At 66.3% G+C, this 16,030-nt stretch carries 12 protein-coding genes; 6 read left to right on the forward strand and 6 right to left on the reverse strand.

What is annotated here, in order from left to right:
- Positions 1-53 precede the first annotated feature (53 nt).
- From QFZ42_RS02560 to ugpB, 6 genes are all read right to left on the reverse strand, one after another.
- Positions 54-2,465: a DUF3772 domain-containing protein gene (locus tag QFZ42_RS02560; protein ID WP_373423300.1), complete on the reverse strand. Its 2,412-nt coding sequence runs from the start codon at positions 2,463-2,465 to the stop codon at positions 54-56.
- Positions 2,466-2,535: 70 nt separating this feature from the next.
- Positions 2,536-3,282 carry a glycerophosphodiester phosphodiesterase gene (gene ugpQ / locus QFZ42_RS02565; RefSeq protein WP_307699444.1) on the reverse strand — a complete coding sequence of 249 codons (747 nt, stop codon included), beginning with the start codon at positions 3,280-3,282 and terminating at the stop codon, positions 2,536-2,538.
- Between the two features lie 3 nt (positions 3,283-3,285).
- Entirely contained in the window at positions 3,286-4,293 is a 1,008-nt protein-coding gene (locus tag QFZ42_RS02570; protein ID WP_307699445.1) for a sn-glycerol-3-phosphate import ATP-binding protein UgpC, read from the reverse strand.
- Between the two features lie 3 nt (positions 4,294-4,296).
- A complete protein-coding gene (gene ugpE, locus QFZ42_RS02575; RefSeq protein ID WP_307699446.1) occupies positions 4,297-5,148 on the reverse strand; it encodes a sn-glycerol-3-phosphate ABC transporter permease UgpE in 852 nt (283 codons plus the stop codon).
- Between the two features lie 39 nt (positions 5,149-5,187).
- On the reverse strand, positions 5,188-6,069 hold the full coding sequence (gene ugpA, locus QFZ42_RS02580; protein ID WP_307699447.1) for a sn-glycerol-3-phosphate ABC transporter permease UgpA: 882 nt from the start codon (positions 6,067-6,069) through the stop codon (positions 5,188-5,190).
- A 107-nt stretch (positions 6,070-6,176) separates the two neighbouring features.
- Positions 6,177-7,490: a sn-glycerol-3-phosphate ABC transporter substrate-binding protein UgpB gene (ugpB, locus tag QFZ42_RS02585; RefSeq protein WP_307699448.1), complete on the reverse strand. Its 1,314-nt coding sequence runs from the start codon at positions 7,488-7,490 to the stop codon at positions 6,177-6,179.
- Positions 7,491-7,717: 227 nt separating this feature from the next.
- On the opposite strand from ugpB, the gene serA reads away from it, so the two are divergent.
- The 6 genes from serA to QFZ42_RS02615 all read left to right on the forward strand — a co-directional run bounded on the left by serA (position 7,718) and on the right by QFZ42_RS02615 (position 16,003).
- A complete protein-coding gene (gene serA / locus QFZ42_RS02590) occupies positions 7,718-8,950 on the forward strand; it encodes a phosphoglycerate dehydrogenase (RefSeq protein WP_307699449.1) in 1,233 nt (410 codons plus the stop codon).
- Positions 8,951-9,325: 375 nt separating this feature from the next.
- A complete protein-coding gene (locus tag QFZ42_RS02595) occupies positions 9,326-13,204 on the forward strand; it encodes an FAD/FMN-binding oxidoreductase (RefSeq protein ID WP_307699450.1) in 3,879 nt (1,292 codons plus the stop codon).
- The gene (locus QFZ42_RS02600; RefSeq protein ID WP_307699451.1) at positions 13,201-13,641 is read left to right on the forward strand and encodes an HIT family protein; all 441 of its coding nucleotides are present in this window, start codon (positions 13,201-13,203) and stop codon (positions 13,639-13,641) included. The genes QFZ42_RS02595 and QFZ42_RS02600 overlap by 4 nt, the downstream gene beginning before the upstream one ends.
- On the forward strand, positions 13,641-14,054 hold the full coding sequence (locus QFZ42_RS02605; RefSeq protein ID WP_307699452.1) for a DUF971 domain-containing protein: 414 nt from the start codon (positions 13,641-13,643) through the stop codon (positions 14,052-14,054). Before QFZ42_RS02600 ends, QFZ42_RS02605 begins: the two co-directional genes overlap by 1 nt.
- A gap of 156 nt (positions 14,055-14,210) precedes the next feature.
- Positions 14,211-14,942 (forward strand): bifunctional demethylmenaquinone methyltransferase/2-methoxy-6-polyprenyl-1,4-benzoquinol methylase UbiE, encoded by a 732-nt coding sequence (gene ubiE, locus QFZ42_RS02610; protein WP_307699453.1) that lies wholly within the window; start codon positions 14,211-14,213, stop codon positions 14,940-14,942.
- A 35-nt stretch (positions 14,943-14,977) separates the two neighbouring features.
- On the forward strand, positions 14,978-16,003 hold the full coding sequence (locus QFZ42_RS02615; protein ID WP_307699454.1) for a Tim44 domain-containing protein: 1,026 nt from the start codon (positions 14,978-14,980) through the stop codon (positions 16,001-16,003).
- Positions 16,004-16,030: the final 27 nt, after the last annotated feature.

Genomic DNA, 16,030 nt, shown 5'->3' on the forward strand with positions numbered 1-16,030 from the left:
GATCAGCATGGGCATTTGCCCCCTGCTTGGGCGATCGGTGCGGCAACCCGTAACTAGACGGCCGGCGCGGCCCCGTCCGCAGGCATCGGCGGCGGCGGGGCCGCATAGGGCACCAGCGGCAGCTGCTCCGCGTTCAGGCGCTCGAGGATGGTGAACAGCAGGTCGCTGCGCACGCCGCCCGCCAGGCGCGGGCTGGGCACATAGGCAATGGCCTGAAAAATGAGCAGGCCGCCCTCGATGCCTTCGAGCGTGAGCGACGGCGCGGGCGTTTCCAGCACGCCTTCGTGGGCGCGGCAGGCCTCCAGGATGAGGTCGCGCACGCGCTGGGCGTTGGTGGTCAGCGGCATCGGCAGGCGAATGAGCACCCGGCCTTCCGCATTGGCCAGCGTCATGTTGCGCACGGTCTTGGTGATGAATTCGGAGTTCGGCACGATCACCGTCGAGCGGTCTGCAACCTGGATTTCCGTGGCCCGCACGTTGATGCGTCGCACATCGCCCTCGGTGGTGCCCAGCACCACCCAGTCGCCCACCTTCACCGGCTGTTCGGCCAGGAGGATGAGGCCCGAGATGAAGTTCTGCACGATGGCCTGCAGGCCGAAGCCGATGCCCACCGACAGCGCACTGGCCACCCACGCGATGCGTTCGATGCCGATGCCCAGCGCGGAAAGCGAAAACGCCACCACCAGAATGCCGCCCGCGTACCCGAGCAGCGTGGTGATCGAGCTTTGCATGCCCGGCTCGAACTGCGTGCTGGGCAGATAGCTGCGGGCGAGCCAGCGCTTGAAGACGCGCAGCGCGATGAAGCCGACCAACGCCACGGCGATGGCGCTCAGGATGGCACCGGGCACCAGCTGGAACTCGCCCACCTTCACGCCGGTGCCGAACTTGCCGCTGCGCTGGAACACTTCACCGGGCCCGGTACCCAGGGGGGCCGCGAGCGCGATCAGCATGTAGAAGAAAAGCGCCACGCGGCTCAGGCCGGAGAGCACCGTGGCCGCCTGGTCGAGCGTCTGCGGCGCGAGCCCGAAGCTTTTCTGCAGGCGCTGGCCGAAGGTGCTGCGCGACGACACGCCGGCCATGAAAACGTCGTCGGCAAACTTGAACAGCACATAGAAGGCGGCGGCCACGATGCCGCTCCAGGTGAGCTGCGACGCCAGAAAGCTCGCAAGCGCCACGTAACCCACCGCCACCAGCACCCAGATCGCGACGATGAGCATGCCGATGCATGCCACCAGCAGCCCCACCCACATCGGCCGCTCGGGCAGGCCCGCCTCGGGCGCGTCGGCGCGCAGCGGCTTCAGGCGGTAGAACACGACGCCGACCAGCGCGGTGAGTATCAGCGCCGTGAGCACGTGGGTGGCCACCACGGCCGCAAAGCTCGCGTCCACCAGCTGGTTGATTTCGGCCGGCGTCCAGGCCAGCGCGGCCACCAGCGCGACCAGCCACGGCAGCGCGGCCAGCCGCGTGGCCATGGCGTCGGGAATCGGCGGCAGCCGCCAGCTCGGTCGCCTGGTGGCCAGCAGCGCGCGGCCGAGCCCGATGACGAAGGCCATGAACACCAGCGCCTGCGCCATCGAGCGCATCGCCTTGCGCGCCTGCGGCTCCCAGGTGGCGTATTCCTCGAGCACCCACACGAACCCGTGCGCCGCCGCGGCGACCAGCAGCACATGGCTCGCCACGATGGCAATGACCAGCAGCGAACGCCGAAGCCGGCCCGCCGGCAGCAAGCGCGCGGCAATGCGCGTCAGCAGATGCTCGGCGACCCAGTTGCCGAGCACGGCGAGCAGCAGCGCCAGGATCAAGGCCCCGAACACCGCGGTCCGGGTTCCCTGCTGCGTGGCCTGCGCCAGCCCGTCGCGCAGGCCCGACACCATCGTCTGCAGGCGATCGAGGTCGCTCGGCCATGCCTCCTGCAGGTCGCGCCAGAATTCGCCGCCCAGCGGCGACGGCGCACGTTCGGTGATCTGCGCCTCGAAGAGCGCGCGGCGCTGGGTCACCAGCTCGGCGCCGCGCTGCCGCACGTCGATGGCCAGCAGGCGCGCCAGCCGGATGTCGGCGTCCAGCGCGTTGCGCTCCTTGGTCAGGCGGGCGCGCTGGCGCGTGATGTCAGGGGCTTCGGTGGCGCCCGCGGCCGGCGGATTGCCGAGCTCGCCGAGCCGGGCATTGAGGTCGGCCAGTTCGCTGGTGCGCGCGGCAACGAACTTGTCGGCCCGGGCGCCGATGTCGTTGATCTGCGCCAGGCGCTTGGGCACGTCCTCGTCGGAATCGGCCGCTGCGGTGATCTTGGTGAGCTGCTCGCGCAGCTCGGCCACGGTGGGTTCTGGCGCGAGCGCCGCAGCGGCGCTGTTGCTGCCGCTGCTGCTGTTGTTGTTGCTGTCCGGCTGGGCCGCCGCGGCACCGCACAACAGCAGGGCAGCCAGCCAAAAAGCCATCAGGCGTGGGATCGAACTCATGGCTGCCATCATAGAAGGCGCCAATTCCGGCCCACGGCGCGGCGCGTGACAGCGTGTGTCGAGCCGACGCCGCGTGCCGCGATCAGGCGGCGGGGCTGAACAGGTCGACCCGGTCGGTAATGATGCCGTCGGTGCCCAGGTCGATCAGCCGCTGCGCGGCCCATTCGTCGTTGACGGTGTAGCTCAGGGCGCGCATGCCCGCATCGTGCGCTTGCGCCACTGTGGCGGCATCCCAGAGCGCGTGGTTGCAGACGATGGCGGCGCAGTCGAGGCCGGTGGCCGCGGCCAGCCAGCCGTCGCGCAGCGTGTCGAGCAGGAGCCCGCGCGGCAGTCCGGGCTGCACCGCCTTCGCGCCCGCCAGCGATTCGGTTTGGAAGGACGTGAGCAGCGGCGGAACGGCCGCGCCCTGCCACAGCTGGGCTGCCTGCCGCGCCACCGCTTCGCCGGTTTCGCGCTCGGTGCCGGGCGTGGGCTTGATCTCGATGTTGAGCAGAAGGTCGTTCGCCAGGCAGAAGCGGGCCAGGTTCTCGAGCGTGGCGAGCGGCTCGCCCGCGAAAGCGCGCGAATGCCAGCCGCCGGCGTCGAGCTGCGAGAGCGCGCTCCAGGGCTGTTCGCCGCCGATGCCGTGGCCGTTGGTGGTGCGGTCGAGCGTGGCGTCGTGCATGAGGAACACGACCCCGTCGGCGCTGAGCTTGGCATCGCATTCGAACATGCGGTAGCCATGCGCCGCGCCGAGCCGGAATGCGGCCAGCGTGTTCTCAGGGGCCAGCTTGCCGGCGCCGCGGTGCGCAACCCAGCGCGGATAGGGCCAGGGCTTCAGCGCCGGCATCGTTCAGTCGGCCCGCTTGCCGGAGCCGGCGTCGAACCAGTGCAGCTTGTCCTGGCGCGCGGCAATCTTCACCGTGTCGCCCGCGACCGGCGGATGATCGCCTTCGTCGGTGCGCATGATGATCTGCTCGTCGCCGATGCGGCCGTACACCAGCCGTTCGGCGCCCAGCAGCTCGACCGATTCGACCTGCACGGACCAGCCGCTCTCGTCGAGCTTCATGTGCTCGGGGCGGATGCCGAGAATCTGGCCCGGCCGCACGCCGGGGGCATGCTGCAGCAGGTTCATCGGCGGCGAGCCGATGAAGCTTGCGACGAAGGTGGTGGCGGGCCGGTTGTACACCTCCTCGGGCGTTGCGAACTGGTCCATCACGCCGCCGTTCATCACGATGATGCGCTGCGCCAGCGTCATGGCCTCGACCTGGTCGTGCGTGACGAACAGCGAGGTAATGCCGAGTTCGCGGTGCAGCTTCTGGATCTCGATGCGGGTCTGCGCACGCAGCTTGGCATCGAGGTTCGACAGCGGCTCGTCGAACAAGAACACCTGCGGCTGGCGCACGATGGCGCGGCCCATGGCCACGCGCTGGCGCTGGCCGCCCGAGAGCTCGCGCGGCTTGCGCTCGAGCAGGTGGCCGAGCTCGAGGATCTTGGCGGCCTTGTCGACGCGCGTCTTGATCTCGGGCTCCGGCACCTTGGCGATCTTCAGCCCGTAGGCCATGTTCTTGAACACGCTCATGTGCGGATAGAGCGCGTAGTTCTGGAACACCATGGCGATGTCGCGCTCGGAGGGTTCGAGCTGGTTCACCACGCGCCCGCCGATGGAGATTTCGCCGGCCGAGATTTCCTCCAGGCCGGCCACCATGCGCAGCAGGGTGGACTTGCCGCAGCCCGAAGGCCCGACGATGACGATGAATTCATGGTCGGCAATCTCGGCGCTCACGCCGTGGATGACCTGGTTGGCTTTCGGCCCGTGGCCGTAGCGCTTGATGACGTTGCGAAGGGAGAGAGCAGCCATAACTTATTTTTCAGTGTCCACAAGGCCCTTGACGAACCACTTTTGCATCAGCACCACCACCAGCGCGGGCGGCAGCATGGCGAGGATGGCGGTCGCCATCACGACGTTCCATTCGTTCTGGCCGTCGCCGCCGGCAATCATCCGCTTGATGCCGACCACCACGGGGTACATGTCTTCGCCGGTGGTGGCGAGCAGCGGCCAGAGGTACTGGTTCCATCCATAGATGAACTGGATGACGAACAGCGCCGCAATCGAGGTCTTCGACAGCGGCAGCAGCACGTCGAAGAAAAAGCGCATCGGGCTGGCGCCGTCCATGCGCGAGGCTTCGGTGAGCTCGTCGGGCACCGTGAGGAAGAACTGCCGGAACAGGAAGGTGGCCGTGGCCGACGCAATCAGCGGCACCGTGAGGCCCGCGTAGGTGTTCAGCATGTTCAGGTCCGACAGCACCTTGTAGGTGGGCAGGATGCGCACCTCCACCGGCAGCATCAGCGTCACGAAGATGGCCCAGAAGCAGATCTTCTTGAACGGAAACCGGAAGTAGACGATGGCGAAGGCCGACAGCAGCGAAATCGCGATCTTGCCGACCGAGATCACCATCGCGGTCACGAAGCTCACCCACATCATGTGGGCGACCGGCGCATTGGAGCCGGCGGCGCTCGCGCGCCCGAACAGCGCGCCCTTGTAGCTGTCCCAGATGTTGGTGCCGGGCAGCAGCGGCATCGGCGCCTGCACGATCTCCTGCGCGGTATGCGTGGACGCCACGAACGCGAGGTAGAGCGGGAAGGCGACGATGAACACGCCGAGGATCATCACCACGTGCGCCAGGATGCCCTGGGTGCCGCGTCTTTCAACCATGCCGGGCCTCCGCGGGAGTGTTTTTCTGCTTCATCATCATCAGTACTGGACTTTCTTTTCCACGTAGCGGAACTGGATGACCGTCAGGGCCACCACGATCACCATCAGCACGACCGACTGCGCGGCCGAGCCGCCCAGGTCCAGGCCTTTGAAGCCGTCGTGGTAAACCTTGTAGACCAGAATGGTCGTGTCCTTGCCCGGGCCGCCCTGCGTGGCCGCATCGACGATCGCGAAGGTGTCGAAGAAGGCGTAGACCACGTTGATCACCAGCAAGAAGAAGGTGGTGGGCGACAGCAGCGGGAACTGCACGGTCCAGAAGCGGCGCCACGGGCGCGCGCCGTCGATGGCCGCGGCCTCGATCAGCGACTTCGGGATCGATTGCAGGCCGGCCAGGAAGAACAGGAAGTTGTAGGAGATCTGCTTCCACACCGAGGCCATGACGATCAGCGTCATGGCGTGGCCCGAGTCGAGCAGGTGGTTCCAGTTGATGCCGATCTTGCCGAGCGCATAGGCCACCACGCCCAGCGAGGGCGAGAACATGAAGACCCACAGCACGGCCGCCACGGCGGGCGCCACCGCGTAGGGCAGGATCAGCATGGTCTTGTAGAAAGTGGCGCCACGCGCGATGCGGTCGGCGAACACCGCAAGCAGCAGCGACAGGCTGATGCCGATGCTCGCCACCAGCACCGAGAACAGGGCGGTGGTCTTGAACGACTCGGCGTAGGCCGGGTCCTGGAACAGATCCTTGAAGTTCTGCAGCCCGACGAACTCGACCGTGGTGCCGAAGGCGTCCTGCTGCTGCAACGACTGCAGCAGCGCCTGCGCCGCCGGCCAGAAGAAAAACACGAGGATCACCGCCATCTGCGGTGTCAGAAGCAGCCAGGGCAGCCAGCCCGAGCGAAAGAAAACGCGTTTTTCCATGAACCCTCTGCATAAAAAATCCCGCCCGGTCCGCTCTTGCGCACAGGCGCACGAGCGAACGGGAGGCGGGCGATATTAGCCGGACACGAGGGTCCGGGTCTCAATCGTTAACTTTTGTTGGCTTTCTGGAAGCGTTCCAGTTGTTCGTTGCCGCGGGTCACGATGGAATCGAGGGCTTCCTTGGCGGTTTTCTTGCCGTTCCAGACCTGTTCGAGTTCCTCGTCCTCGATGGCGCGGATCTGCACGTAGTTGCCCAGGCGGATGCCGCGGCTCTTGTCGGTGACCTTGCGGATCATCTGCGTCACGGCCACGTCGGTGCCGGGGTTCTGCTTGTAGAAGCCCGATTCCTCGGTGAGCTTGTACGACGCCATGGTGACGGGCAGGTAGCCCGTGCGCTTGTGGCTGGCCGACTGCACTTCAGGCGTCGAGATGAAGCTGAAGAACTTGGCCACGCCCTTGTACTCGGCCGGCTTCTTGCCCGACATGACCCACAGGCTGGCGCCGCCGATCACGGTGTTCTGCGGGGCGCCGGGCACGTCCGGGTAGTAGGGCAGGGGCGCCAGGCCGTAGGCGAACTTGGCGTTCTTCGCCACGTTGCCGTAGAAGCCCGAAGAGGTATTGATCATGGCGCACTCGCCCGAGACGAACGACGCTTCGGGCACGTTGCCGCGGCCCTTGTAGATGAACAGGCCCTGCTTGGCCATGCTGGCGAGGTTCTCGATGTGGCGCTGGTGCAGCGGCGAATTGACCTTCAGGCGCGCATCCAGGCCTTGCAGGCCGTTCGATTTGCTCGCGAATTCCACGTTGTGCCAGGCGGAGAAGCTCTCGACCTGCGTCCAGTTCTGCCAGGCGGTGGTGAACGGGCACTTGTGGCCGCTGGCCTTGAGCTTGGCGGCCGCGGCCACCACTTCGGGCCAGGTCGACGGGGCCTTGTCGGTCGGCAGGCCGGCCGCCTTGAAGGCGTCCTTGTTGATATAGAAGATCGTGGTCGAGCTGTTGAAAGGGAAGCTCAGCATCTGGCCGTTGGGCGCGGTGTAGTAGCCGCCCACCGCGGGAATGTAGGCGCTTGGGTCGAACTTCTCGCCCGCGTCCTTCATGACCTGGCCGACCGGCACGATGGCGCCCTTGCTGGCCATCATGGTGGCGGTGCCCACTTCGAAAACCTGCAGGATGTGGGGGGCGTTTCCGGAGCGGTAGGCCGCAATGGAGGCCGTCATCGATTCGTCGTACGTGCCTTTGAAGGTCGGCACGATCTTGTATTCCTTCTGGCTCTCGTTGAACTGCTTGGCCAGGTCGTTGACCCACTCGTTGTTCACGGCGGTCATGGAATGCCACCACTGGATCTCGGTTTGGGCGTGGGCCACATTGAACAGCGTGGTGGCGGCCAGCGCCGATGCCAGCGCGAGCGTCTTGAATCGCATGAAGACTCCTGAACGGAAAATGGAAAGCGCGGATGCTAGGCCATGTGGATGACACAGCCGCGTCACATTGGCGCACGGACCACGACCATCCTCCAATCGGGGAAACCCCTTTGGCGGCAAGCCCGGCGCGGGGCGCGGGCCTGCATGTTGCGCTGCACCATGCTAGCATCGTCATCCCCTTTTTCGGCCTAGCCTGTCGCCGTGGCCGGGGTCTCAGCGAGCAAGTCATGAGCAGCAAAACCTCCCTCGACAAAAGCCGGATCAAGTTCCTTTTGCTCGAAGGCATCCACCCTTCGGCCGTGGAGGTCCTGCGCGGCGCGGGCTACACCAACATCGAGTCGCTGCCAGGTGCGCTGCCCGACGCGGAGCTCAAGGCCAAGATCGCCGACGTGCACTTCCTGGGCATCCGCTCGCGCACGCAACTGACAGCCGAGGTCTTCGCGGCCGCCCAGAAGCTGGTGGCGGCGGGGTGCTTCTGCATCGGCACCAACCAGGTGGACCTCGAAGCCGCGCGCGAGCACGGCGTGGCGGTGTTCAACGCGCCTTATTCCAACACCCGCTCGGTGGCCGAACTGGTATTGGCCGAAGCCATCCTCCTGCTGCGCGGTGTGCCTGAAAAAAGCGCGGTGGCGCACCGCGGCGGCTGGCTCAAGTCGGCCGAAAACGCCTTCGAAATCCGCGGCAAGACGCTGGGCATCGTGGGTTACGGCTCCATCGGCGCCCAGTTGTCGGTGCTGGCCGAGGCGCTCGGCATGCAGGTGGCTTTCTTCGACGTGGTCACCAAGCTGCCCTTGGGCAACGCGCGCCAGGTGCGCGAACTGCACCAGCTGCTGGCCCAGAGCGACATCGTGACCCTGCACGTGCCCGAAACGCAGGCCACCCAGTGGATGATCGGCGCGGCCGAAATCGCCGCCATGAAGCCAGGTGCCATCCTGATCAACGCCTCCCGCGGCACGGTCGTCGAGATCGAGCCGCTCGCCGAGGCGCTGAAGCAAAAGAAGCTGCTGGGCGCCGCGGTCGACGTGTTCCCGGTCGAGCCGCGCACCAACAAGGACGAGTTCCAGTCGCCCTTGCGCGGCCTGGACAACGTGATCCTGACCCCACACATCGGCGGCTCGACCATGGAGGCGCAGGCCAACATCGGGCTCGAGGTGGCGGAAAAACTCGTCAAGTACAGCGACAACGGCACCTCGACCTCGTCCGTCAACTTTCCCGAGGTGGCGCTGCCGGCCCACCCCGGCAAGCACCGGCTGCTGCACATCCACCGCAACGTGCCGGGCGTGCTGTCCGAAATCAACAAGATCTTCTCGGACAACAACATCAACATCTCCTCGCAGTTCCTGCAGACCAACGAGAAGATCGGCTATGTGGTCATGGACATCGATGCGGCGTATTCCGACCTGGCCCTGGAAAAACTCGCCAAGGTGAACGGGACGATCCGCAGCCGCGTGCTGTTCTGAAAGGCCTTTCCGGTCTTGCCCCCTCTCCCTCCGGGAGAGGGTTGGGGTGAGGGCAGCGGCCGTAACAACACACAAGCGCCCGGCCGGCGGTGCGGTGTGGGCGGCCCCTCTGTGCCGCCGAGGAGCGCAGCGTTTTGCGGATCAGGGCTCGCAGCTGTTTGAGCCGAAGGCGAGTTCTGCGAGACCCCGCGAAACGCGAGCACCGCAGGGGAGCCGCGAAGCGGCCGGCATAGTGGGGCCGACCGCGCCGTACCGTCGGCCGGGCGCCTCCCAAAAGGGGAACGGCGACCCTCACAAGGCAAGCCCCCAGTCCCTGCCCTAAAATCCCCACCCCCGGCTATGGGCGCGCAGCGCCCGGCCGAGGTGCCACCCCCGATGAATGCTCCGACCGCGTTGACCACGCTGTTGTCGCAGGCCGCAGAGCCTGTACGACTGCGCGAGATCCCCTATAACTACACCAGCTTTTCCGATCGCGAGATCGTGATCCGCCTGTTGGGCGAGCGCGGCTGGGAACTGCTCCAGACCCTGCGCGCCGAGCGCCGCACCGGCCGATCGGCGCGCATGCTCTACGAAGTGCTCGGCGACATCTGGGTGGTGCAGCGCAACCCCTACCTCGTCGACGACCTGCTCGACAACCCGCGCCGCCGCGGCCAGCTGGTCGATGCGCTCAGGCACCGCCTGGCCGAGGTCCAGAAGCGCCGCACCCCCGACAGCGACCTGCCGCGCGACCAGCTCGTGGGCGAACTCACGGGGCTCGTCGGCCAGGCCGTCGCCGCCTTCGACACCGCCTTTCGCGACGTGGCGGCGCTTCGCCGCAAGGCCACGCGCGTGCTGGGCCGCCTCACGGCCAAGGACAACATCAAGTTCGACGGCCTCTCGCGCGTCTCGCACGTCACCGACGCCACCGACTGGCGCGTCGAATATCCGTTCGTGGTGCTGTGCCCCGACACCGAAGCCGAGATGGCGCTGCTGGTCAAGGGCTGCATCGAACTGGGCCTGACCATCATTCCGCGCGGCGGCGGCACCGGCTACACCGGCGGCGCCATTCCGCTCACGTGGAAGAGCGTGGTCATCAACACCGAAAAGCTCGAGGCCATGACCGAGGTCGAGATGGTCTCGCTGCCGGGCCTCGAAGCGCCCGTGGCCACCGTCTGGACCGAAGCGGGCGTGGTCACGCAGCGCGTGGCCGACGCGGCCGAGCGCGCGGGCTATGTGTTCGCGGTCGATCCCACCTCCGCCGAAGCCTCGTGCGTTGGCGGCAACGTGGCGATGAACGCGGGCGGCAAGAAGGCCGTGCTCTGGGGCACGGCGCTCGACAACCTGGCGTCGTGGCGCATGGTCACCCCGCAGGCCGAATGGCTCGAAGTCACGCGCATCGGCCACAACCTCGGCAAGATCCACGACGCCGAAAGCGCCGTGTTCGAGCTGCAGTACTACGCCGCCGACGGCAAGACCAAGCTGCGCACGGAGCGCCTCGACATTCCCGGCCGCAGCTTCCGCAAGGAAGGCCTCGGCAAGGACGTGACCGACAAGTTCCTCTCGGGCCTGCCGGGCATCCAGAAAGAGGGCTGCGACGGCCTCATCACCAGCTGCCGCTGGGTCGTGCACCGCATGCCGGCGCATACGCGCACGGTGTGCCTCGAATTCTTCGGCAACGCGAAGGACGCGGTGCCCAGCATCGTCGAGATCAAGGACTTCATGTTCGCCGAGCAGAAGCGCTCCGGCGTGCTGCTGGCGGGCCTCGAGCATCTGGACGACCGTTACCTGAAAGCCGTGGGCTACGCCACCAAGTCGAAGAAGCACGGCGGCCTGCCAAAGATGGTGCTGTTCGGCGACATCGCGGGCGACGACGCCGATGCGGTGGCGCGCGTCACCTCGGAAGTGGTGCGCATCGCCAACTCGCGCAGCGGCGAAGGCTTCATTGCCATCAGCCCCGAGGCGCGCAAGAAATTCTGGCTCGACCGCAAGCGCACGGCCGCCATCAGCAAGCACACCAACGCCTTCAAGATCAACGAAGACGTGGTGATCCCGCTGCCGCGCATGGCGGAATACAGCGACGGCATCGAGCGCATCAACATCGAGCTGTCGCTGCAGAACAAGCTCGCGCTCACCGATGCGCTCGAAGCCTTTTTGCTGCGTGGCAACCTGCCGCTCGGCAAGACCGACGACGCGCACGAGATCCCGGCCGCCGAGCTGCTCGAAGACCGCGTGGCGCAGGCCGTGGCGATGGTGCAGGGCGTGCGAGCGCTCTGGGCCGAATGGCTGCGCGACGTCGACACGCTGTTTCCACAGCTGCAGGACCACACCCTGCGCGCCAGCTGGAAGACCCAGCTGCGCCAGCCGCTGCAGGAAATATTCTCGGGCGCCGAGTTCGCGCCGATCCTGGCCGAGTGCACCGCCATCCACAAGCAGGTGCTCAAGGGCCGCGTATGGGTGGCGCTGCACATGCACGCGGGCGACGGCAACGTGCACACCAACATTCCCGTCAACAGCGACAACTACGACATGCTGCAGACCGCGCATGCCGCGGTGGTGCGCATCATGGCGCTGGCGCGCAGCCTTGATGGCGTGATTTCGGGCGAGCACGGCATCGGCATTACCAAGCTCGAGTTCCTGAGCGACGAAGAGCTGAAGCCCTTCATGGACTACAAGCAGCGCGTCGACCCCGAAGGCCGCTTCAACAAGGGCAAGCTGCTGCGCGCGCCGGCCGGCCAAAACATCGAACTGCATGCCGACCTGACCAACGCCTACACGCCGAGCTTCGGCCTCATGGGGCACGAGTCGCTCATCATGCAGCAGAGCGACATCGGCGCCATTGCCGATAGCGTGAAGGACTGCCTGCGCTGCGGCAAGTGCAAGCCGGTGTGCGCCACCCACGTGCCGCGCGCCAACCTGCTCTACAGCCCGCGCAACAAGATCCTCGCGACCTCGCTGCTGGTGGAGGCCTTCCTCTACGAAGAGCAGACCCGGCGCGGCATCAGCATCAAGCACTGGGAAGAGTTCGAGGACGTGGCTGACCACTGCACCGTGTGCCACAAGTGCCTCACGCCGTGCCCGGTGAAGATCGACTTCGGCGACGTGTCGATGAACATGCGCAACCTGCTGCGCAAGATGGGGCAGAAGAGCTTCCGTCCCGGCAATGCGGCCGCGATGTTCTTCCTCAACGCGACCAATCCGCAGACCATCAAGGCGGTGCGAGCGGGCATGGTGGGCATCGGCTTCAAGGCCCAGCGCTTGGCCAACGACCTGCTGCGCGGGCTTGCGCGCAAGCAGACGGCCGCGCCGCCGGCCACGCTCGGCCCGGCGCCCGTCAAGGAACAGGTGATCCACTTCATCAACAAGAAGATGCCGGGCAACCTGCCGAAGAAGACGGCGCGCGCGCTGCTCGACATCGAGGACGCCGACTACGTGCCGATCATCCGCAACCCGAAGGCGACCACCTCGGAAACGGAGGCAGTTTTCTATTTTCCGGGCTGCGGCTCGGAGCGGCTGTTCTCGCAGGTGGGCCTCGCCACGCAGGCCATGCTCTGGCATGCGGGCGTGCAGACCGTGCTGCCGCCGGGTTACCTGTGCTGCGGCTATCCGCAGCGCGGCAGCGGCCAGTTCGACAAGGCCGAGAAGATGATCACGGACAACCGTGTGCTGTTCCACCGCGTCGCCAACACGCTCAACTACTTGGACATCAAGACGGTGGTGGTGAGCTGCGGCACCTGCTACGACCAGCTCCAGGGCTACCAGTTCGACAAGATCTTTCCGGGCTGCCGGATCATCGACATCCACGAGTACCTGCTCGAAAAGGGCATCACGCTGGCGGATGCAGGCGGTGGCGGCTACCTGTACCACGACCCCTGCCACAGCCCGATGAAGCTGCAGGACCCGATGAAGACCGTGAAGGCGCTGGTCGGCGACAACGTGCTCAAGAACGACCGCTGCTGCGGCGAGTCGGGCACGCTGGGTGTGTCGCGGCCCGACATCTCCACGCAGATCCGCTTCCGCAAGGAAGAAGAACTGAAGAAGGGCGAGGCCGCACTGCGAGCGAACGGGCAAGTTGGCGAGAAGGACAACGTCAAGATCCTGACCAGCTGCCCGAGCTGCCTGCAAGGCCTCTCGCGCTACGGCAACGACCTGAACAACGGCCTGCTCGAAGCCGACTACATCGTGGTCGAGATGGCCAACAAGATTCTCGGCAAGGATTGGATGCCCGACTACGTGGCCGCCGCCAAGCACGGCGGGATCGAGCGGGTGCTGGTATGACAAAGCAACAAGGCTGCCCTTTCTGCGAAGGCCCGGGTGGCCGCGTCGTCTTTGAAGGCGCGAAGCTGCGCGTCATCCATGCCGAAGAGGCCGGCTTTCCGGCCTTCTACCGCGTGATCTGGCGCGAGCATGCGGCGGAGTTTTCCGACCTCGACGCGGCCGACCGCGTGCTGTGCATGGAAGCGGTGACGGTGGTCGAGCAGTGCCTGCGCGAGCACCTGGCGCCGGCCAAGATCAATCTCGCGGCGCTCGGCAACATGGTGCCGCACCTGCATTGGCACGTGATCGCACGGTTCGCCGACGACACCCATTTTCCGGGCTCGGTCTGGGCGCCGGTGCAGCGCGAACCCAATGCGGCCCACAACGCCGCCGTGGCCGCACGCCTGCCTGCAATCGAGAGTGCGATGATCGCCCGACTGGGCACAAGGAGCTTCTGATGGCAGGTTTGCAAGCCGGCGCACCGACGCCGCAATCGATCACTGTGCATGGCCAGTCGCGCGTACTCGAAGTCGGCTTTTCGGATGGGGCCACTTTCCGTATTCCGTTCGAGCTGATGCGCATCTATTCGCCGTCGGCCGAAGTGCAGGGCCACGGCCCGGGCCAGGAAATCCTGCAGACCGGCAAGCGCGAGGTCGAGCTGGTCGACCTGAAGCCGGTGGGCAACTACGCCGTGCAGCCGGTTTTCAGCGACGGCCACGACACCGGCATCTTCTCGTGGAACCTGCTGTACGAACTCGGCGCCAAGGAGGCCGAGCTCTGGGCCGAATACGAGCGCCGGCTCGCTGCCGCCGGTGCCGACCGCGATGCGCCGATGATCGACAAAGGCGGCTCCGCCTGCAGCACCCACTGACCCGGCCCCAAGGCCTTCGCTAGCGAAAAGATAGCCTCGGATGCAGGCGCGGCGCGCCCTGCAGCGCCGCGCTATTTGAAGAAAAAGCAACAAATGCCCGCCGTGTCCGGAGGGTCGCACTCTTGAGGTGTGTGCTTCCGGCCTAATATCAGGCGCATGAGCACCACCCACTTCGGCTTCGAAAAAGTCGACGAAAGCGAGAAGGCGCAACGTGTCCGCGGCGTCTTCGATTCCGTGGCCACGCGCTACGACCTCATGAACGACCTGATGTCGATGGGGTTGCACCGCGCCTGGAAGGCGTACACCGTGATGGTGGCCAACGTGGGCGAAGGCTCGCGCGTGCTCGACATCGCGGGCGGCACCGGCGACCTCGCACTGGCTTTCGCGAAGAAGGTCGGCGCCAGCGGCCAGGTGGTGCACACCGACATCAACGAAGCCATGCTGCGCACCGGCCGCGACCGTCTGCTCGATGCCGGCGTGGCGCTGCCCACGCTGGTCTGCGATGCCGAGAAGCTGCCGTTTCCGAGCGACCATTTCGATGTGGTGACCGTGGCATTCGGCCTGCGCAACATGACGCACAAGGACATCGCGCTGAAGGAAATGAACCGCGTGCTCAAGCCGCGCGGCAAGCTCCTGGTGCTCGAGTTCTCGAAGGTCGCGAAGCCCCTCGCCAAGGCCTACGACTGGTATTCGTTCAACGTTCTGCCGAAGCTGGGCAAGCTGGTGGCGGGCGACGATGCGAGCTATCGCTACCTGGCCGAATCCATCCGGATGCATCCCGCGCAAGACGAACTCAAGACCCTCATGAAAGAGGGCGGTTTCGGGCATGTGGACTATCACAACATGACGGGTGGCGTGGTTGCCCTTCATGTTGGAATCAAGTGTTGATGACGCGAATTTCTTCGCTCTAAAGAGGAGACGAGATGAAAAGTTTGAGTTCTTTGTTCCTGGCTTGCGTGCTGGCCTTGGTCAGCGTGCAAGCCGATGCAGCGCGCATCGGCGGCGGCAAATCGGTCGGCCGCCAGTCGTCGAACGTGACGCAGCGTGAATCCGCATCGCCCAGCGCACCCGCGCAGCAAAACGCGACCAATGCAGCGCCGAGGCCCGCAACGCCGGCGCCCGCCGCCGCGGCGCCGAAGCGCCCGTGGGGTGCCATGCTCGGTGGTCTCGCCGCCGGCCTCGGCCTGGCATGGCTCGCGAATTCGTTGGGCCTCGGCGCAGGCTTCGCGAACATCCTGCTGATCGGACTGCTCGTGATGGCCGGGTTGTTTGTCTGGCGCATGTTCAAGGCACGTTCGGCGGCGTCGTCGGGCGCCAACCGCCAGGGCGGCTTCGCCTTTGAAGGCGCGGGTAATCCGGCGAACGCCAGCGCCCCTGCGCAATACAGCCCCGCCAACGTCGGCAACGACGCATCGGCACGGCCGTGGGAACGCAACGCGACCGCCTTCGATGCCGCGCCCGCGCAGGCCGACGAGCGGCACGGCAGCAGCCTCTCCGCGGCAGGCGCCGCAGCCGGCGGCAGCATGATCGGCTCGGCGCTCGCCGGTTCGCAGTCGTGGGGCATTCCGGTCGGCTTCGATGTGGACGGCTTCCTGGGCGCTGCCAAGCGCAACTTCGTGACCCTCCAGGACGCATGGGACCGCGCCGACGTCGCCACGCTGCGCTCGATGATGACCGACAGCATGGTCGACGAAATCCGCTCGCAGCTGGCCGACCGTGCCAGCCACACCGGCGGTTCTTCGAACAAGACCGAGGTCGTGATGCTCGACGCCAAGCTGCTCGGCATCGAGGAACTGGCCGACGCCTACATGGCCAGCGTGGAGTTCTCCGGCATGATCCGCGAAGACGCCTCGGCCGGGCCGGGCCCCTTCCGCGAAGTCTGGAACATGACCAAGCCGGTCAGCGGCACCAGCGGCTGGCTCGTGGCAGGCGTGCAAGCGCTGCAGTAAGCGATTTCGGCGGCCATGGGGCCGCGT

Origin of the sequence: Variovorax paradoxus, assembly GCF_030815855.1 — a bacterium.
Classification (GTDB): Bacteria; Pseudomonadota; Gammaproteobacteria; order Burkholderiales; family Burkholderiaceae_C; genus Variovorax; species Variovorax paradoxus_M.

What these genes read in the sequence shown, in the direction of transcription:
- QFZ42_RS02560 (WP_373423300.1), bottom strand. Translation starts at nt 2,465, where the DNA reads ATGATGGCAGCCATGAGTTCGATCCCACGCCTGATGGCTTTTTGGCTG.
- ugpQ (WP_307699444.1), bottom strand. Translation starts at nt 3,282, where the DNA reads ATGCCGGCGCTGAAGCCCTGGCCCTATCCGCGCTGGGTTGCGCACCGC.
- QFZ42_RS02570 (WP_307699445.1), bottom strand. Translation starts at nt 4,293, where the DNA reads ATGGCTGCTCTCTCCCTTCGCAACGTCATCAAGCGCTACGGCCACGGG.
- ugpE (WP_307699446.1), bottom strand. Translation starts at nt 5,148, where the DNA reads ATGGTTGAAAGACGCGGCACCCAGGGCATCCTGGCGCACGTGGTGATG.
- ugpA (WP_307699447.1), bottom strand. Translation starts at nt 6,069, where the DNA reads ATGGAAAAACGCGTTTTCTTTCGCTCGGGCTGGCTGCCCTGGCTGCTT.
- ugpB (WP_307699448.1), bottom strand. Translation starts at nt 7,490, where the DNA reads ATGCGATTCAAGACGCTCGCGCTGGCATCGGCGCTGGCCGCCACCACG.
- serA (WP_307699449.1), top strand. Translation starts at nt 7,718, where the DNA reads ATGAGCAGCAAAACCTCCCTCGACAAAAGCCGGATCAAGTTCCTTTTG.
- QFZ42_RS02595 (WP_307699450.1), top strand. Translation starts at nt 9,326, where the DNA reads ATGAATGCTCCGACCGCGTTGACCACGCTGTTGTCGCAGGCCGCAGAG.
- QFZ42_RS02600 (WP_307699451.1), top strand. Translation starts at nt 13,201, where the DNA reads ATGACAAAGCAACAAGGCTGCCCTTTCTGCGAAGGCCCGGGTGGCCGC.
- QFZ42_RS02605 (WP_307699452.1), top strand. Translation starts at nt 13,641, where the DNA reads ATGGCAGGTTTGCAAGCCGGCGCACCGACGCCGCAATCGATCACTGTG.
- ubiE (WP_307699453.1), top strand. Translation starts at nt 14,211, where the DNA reads ATGAGCACCACCCACTTCGGCTTCGAAAAAGTCGACGAAAGCGAGAAG.
- QFZ42_RS02615 (WP_307699454.1), top strand. Translation starts at nt 14,978, where the DNA reads ATGAAAAGTTTGAGTTCTTTGTTCCTGGCTTGCGTGCTGGCCTTGGTC.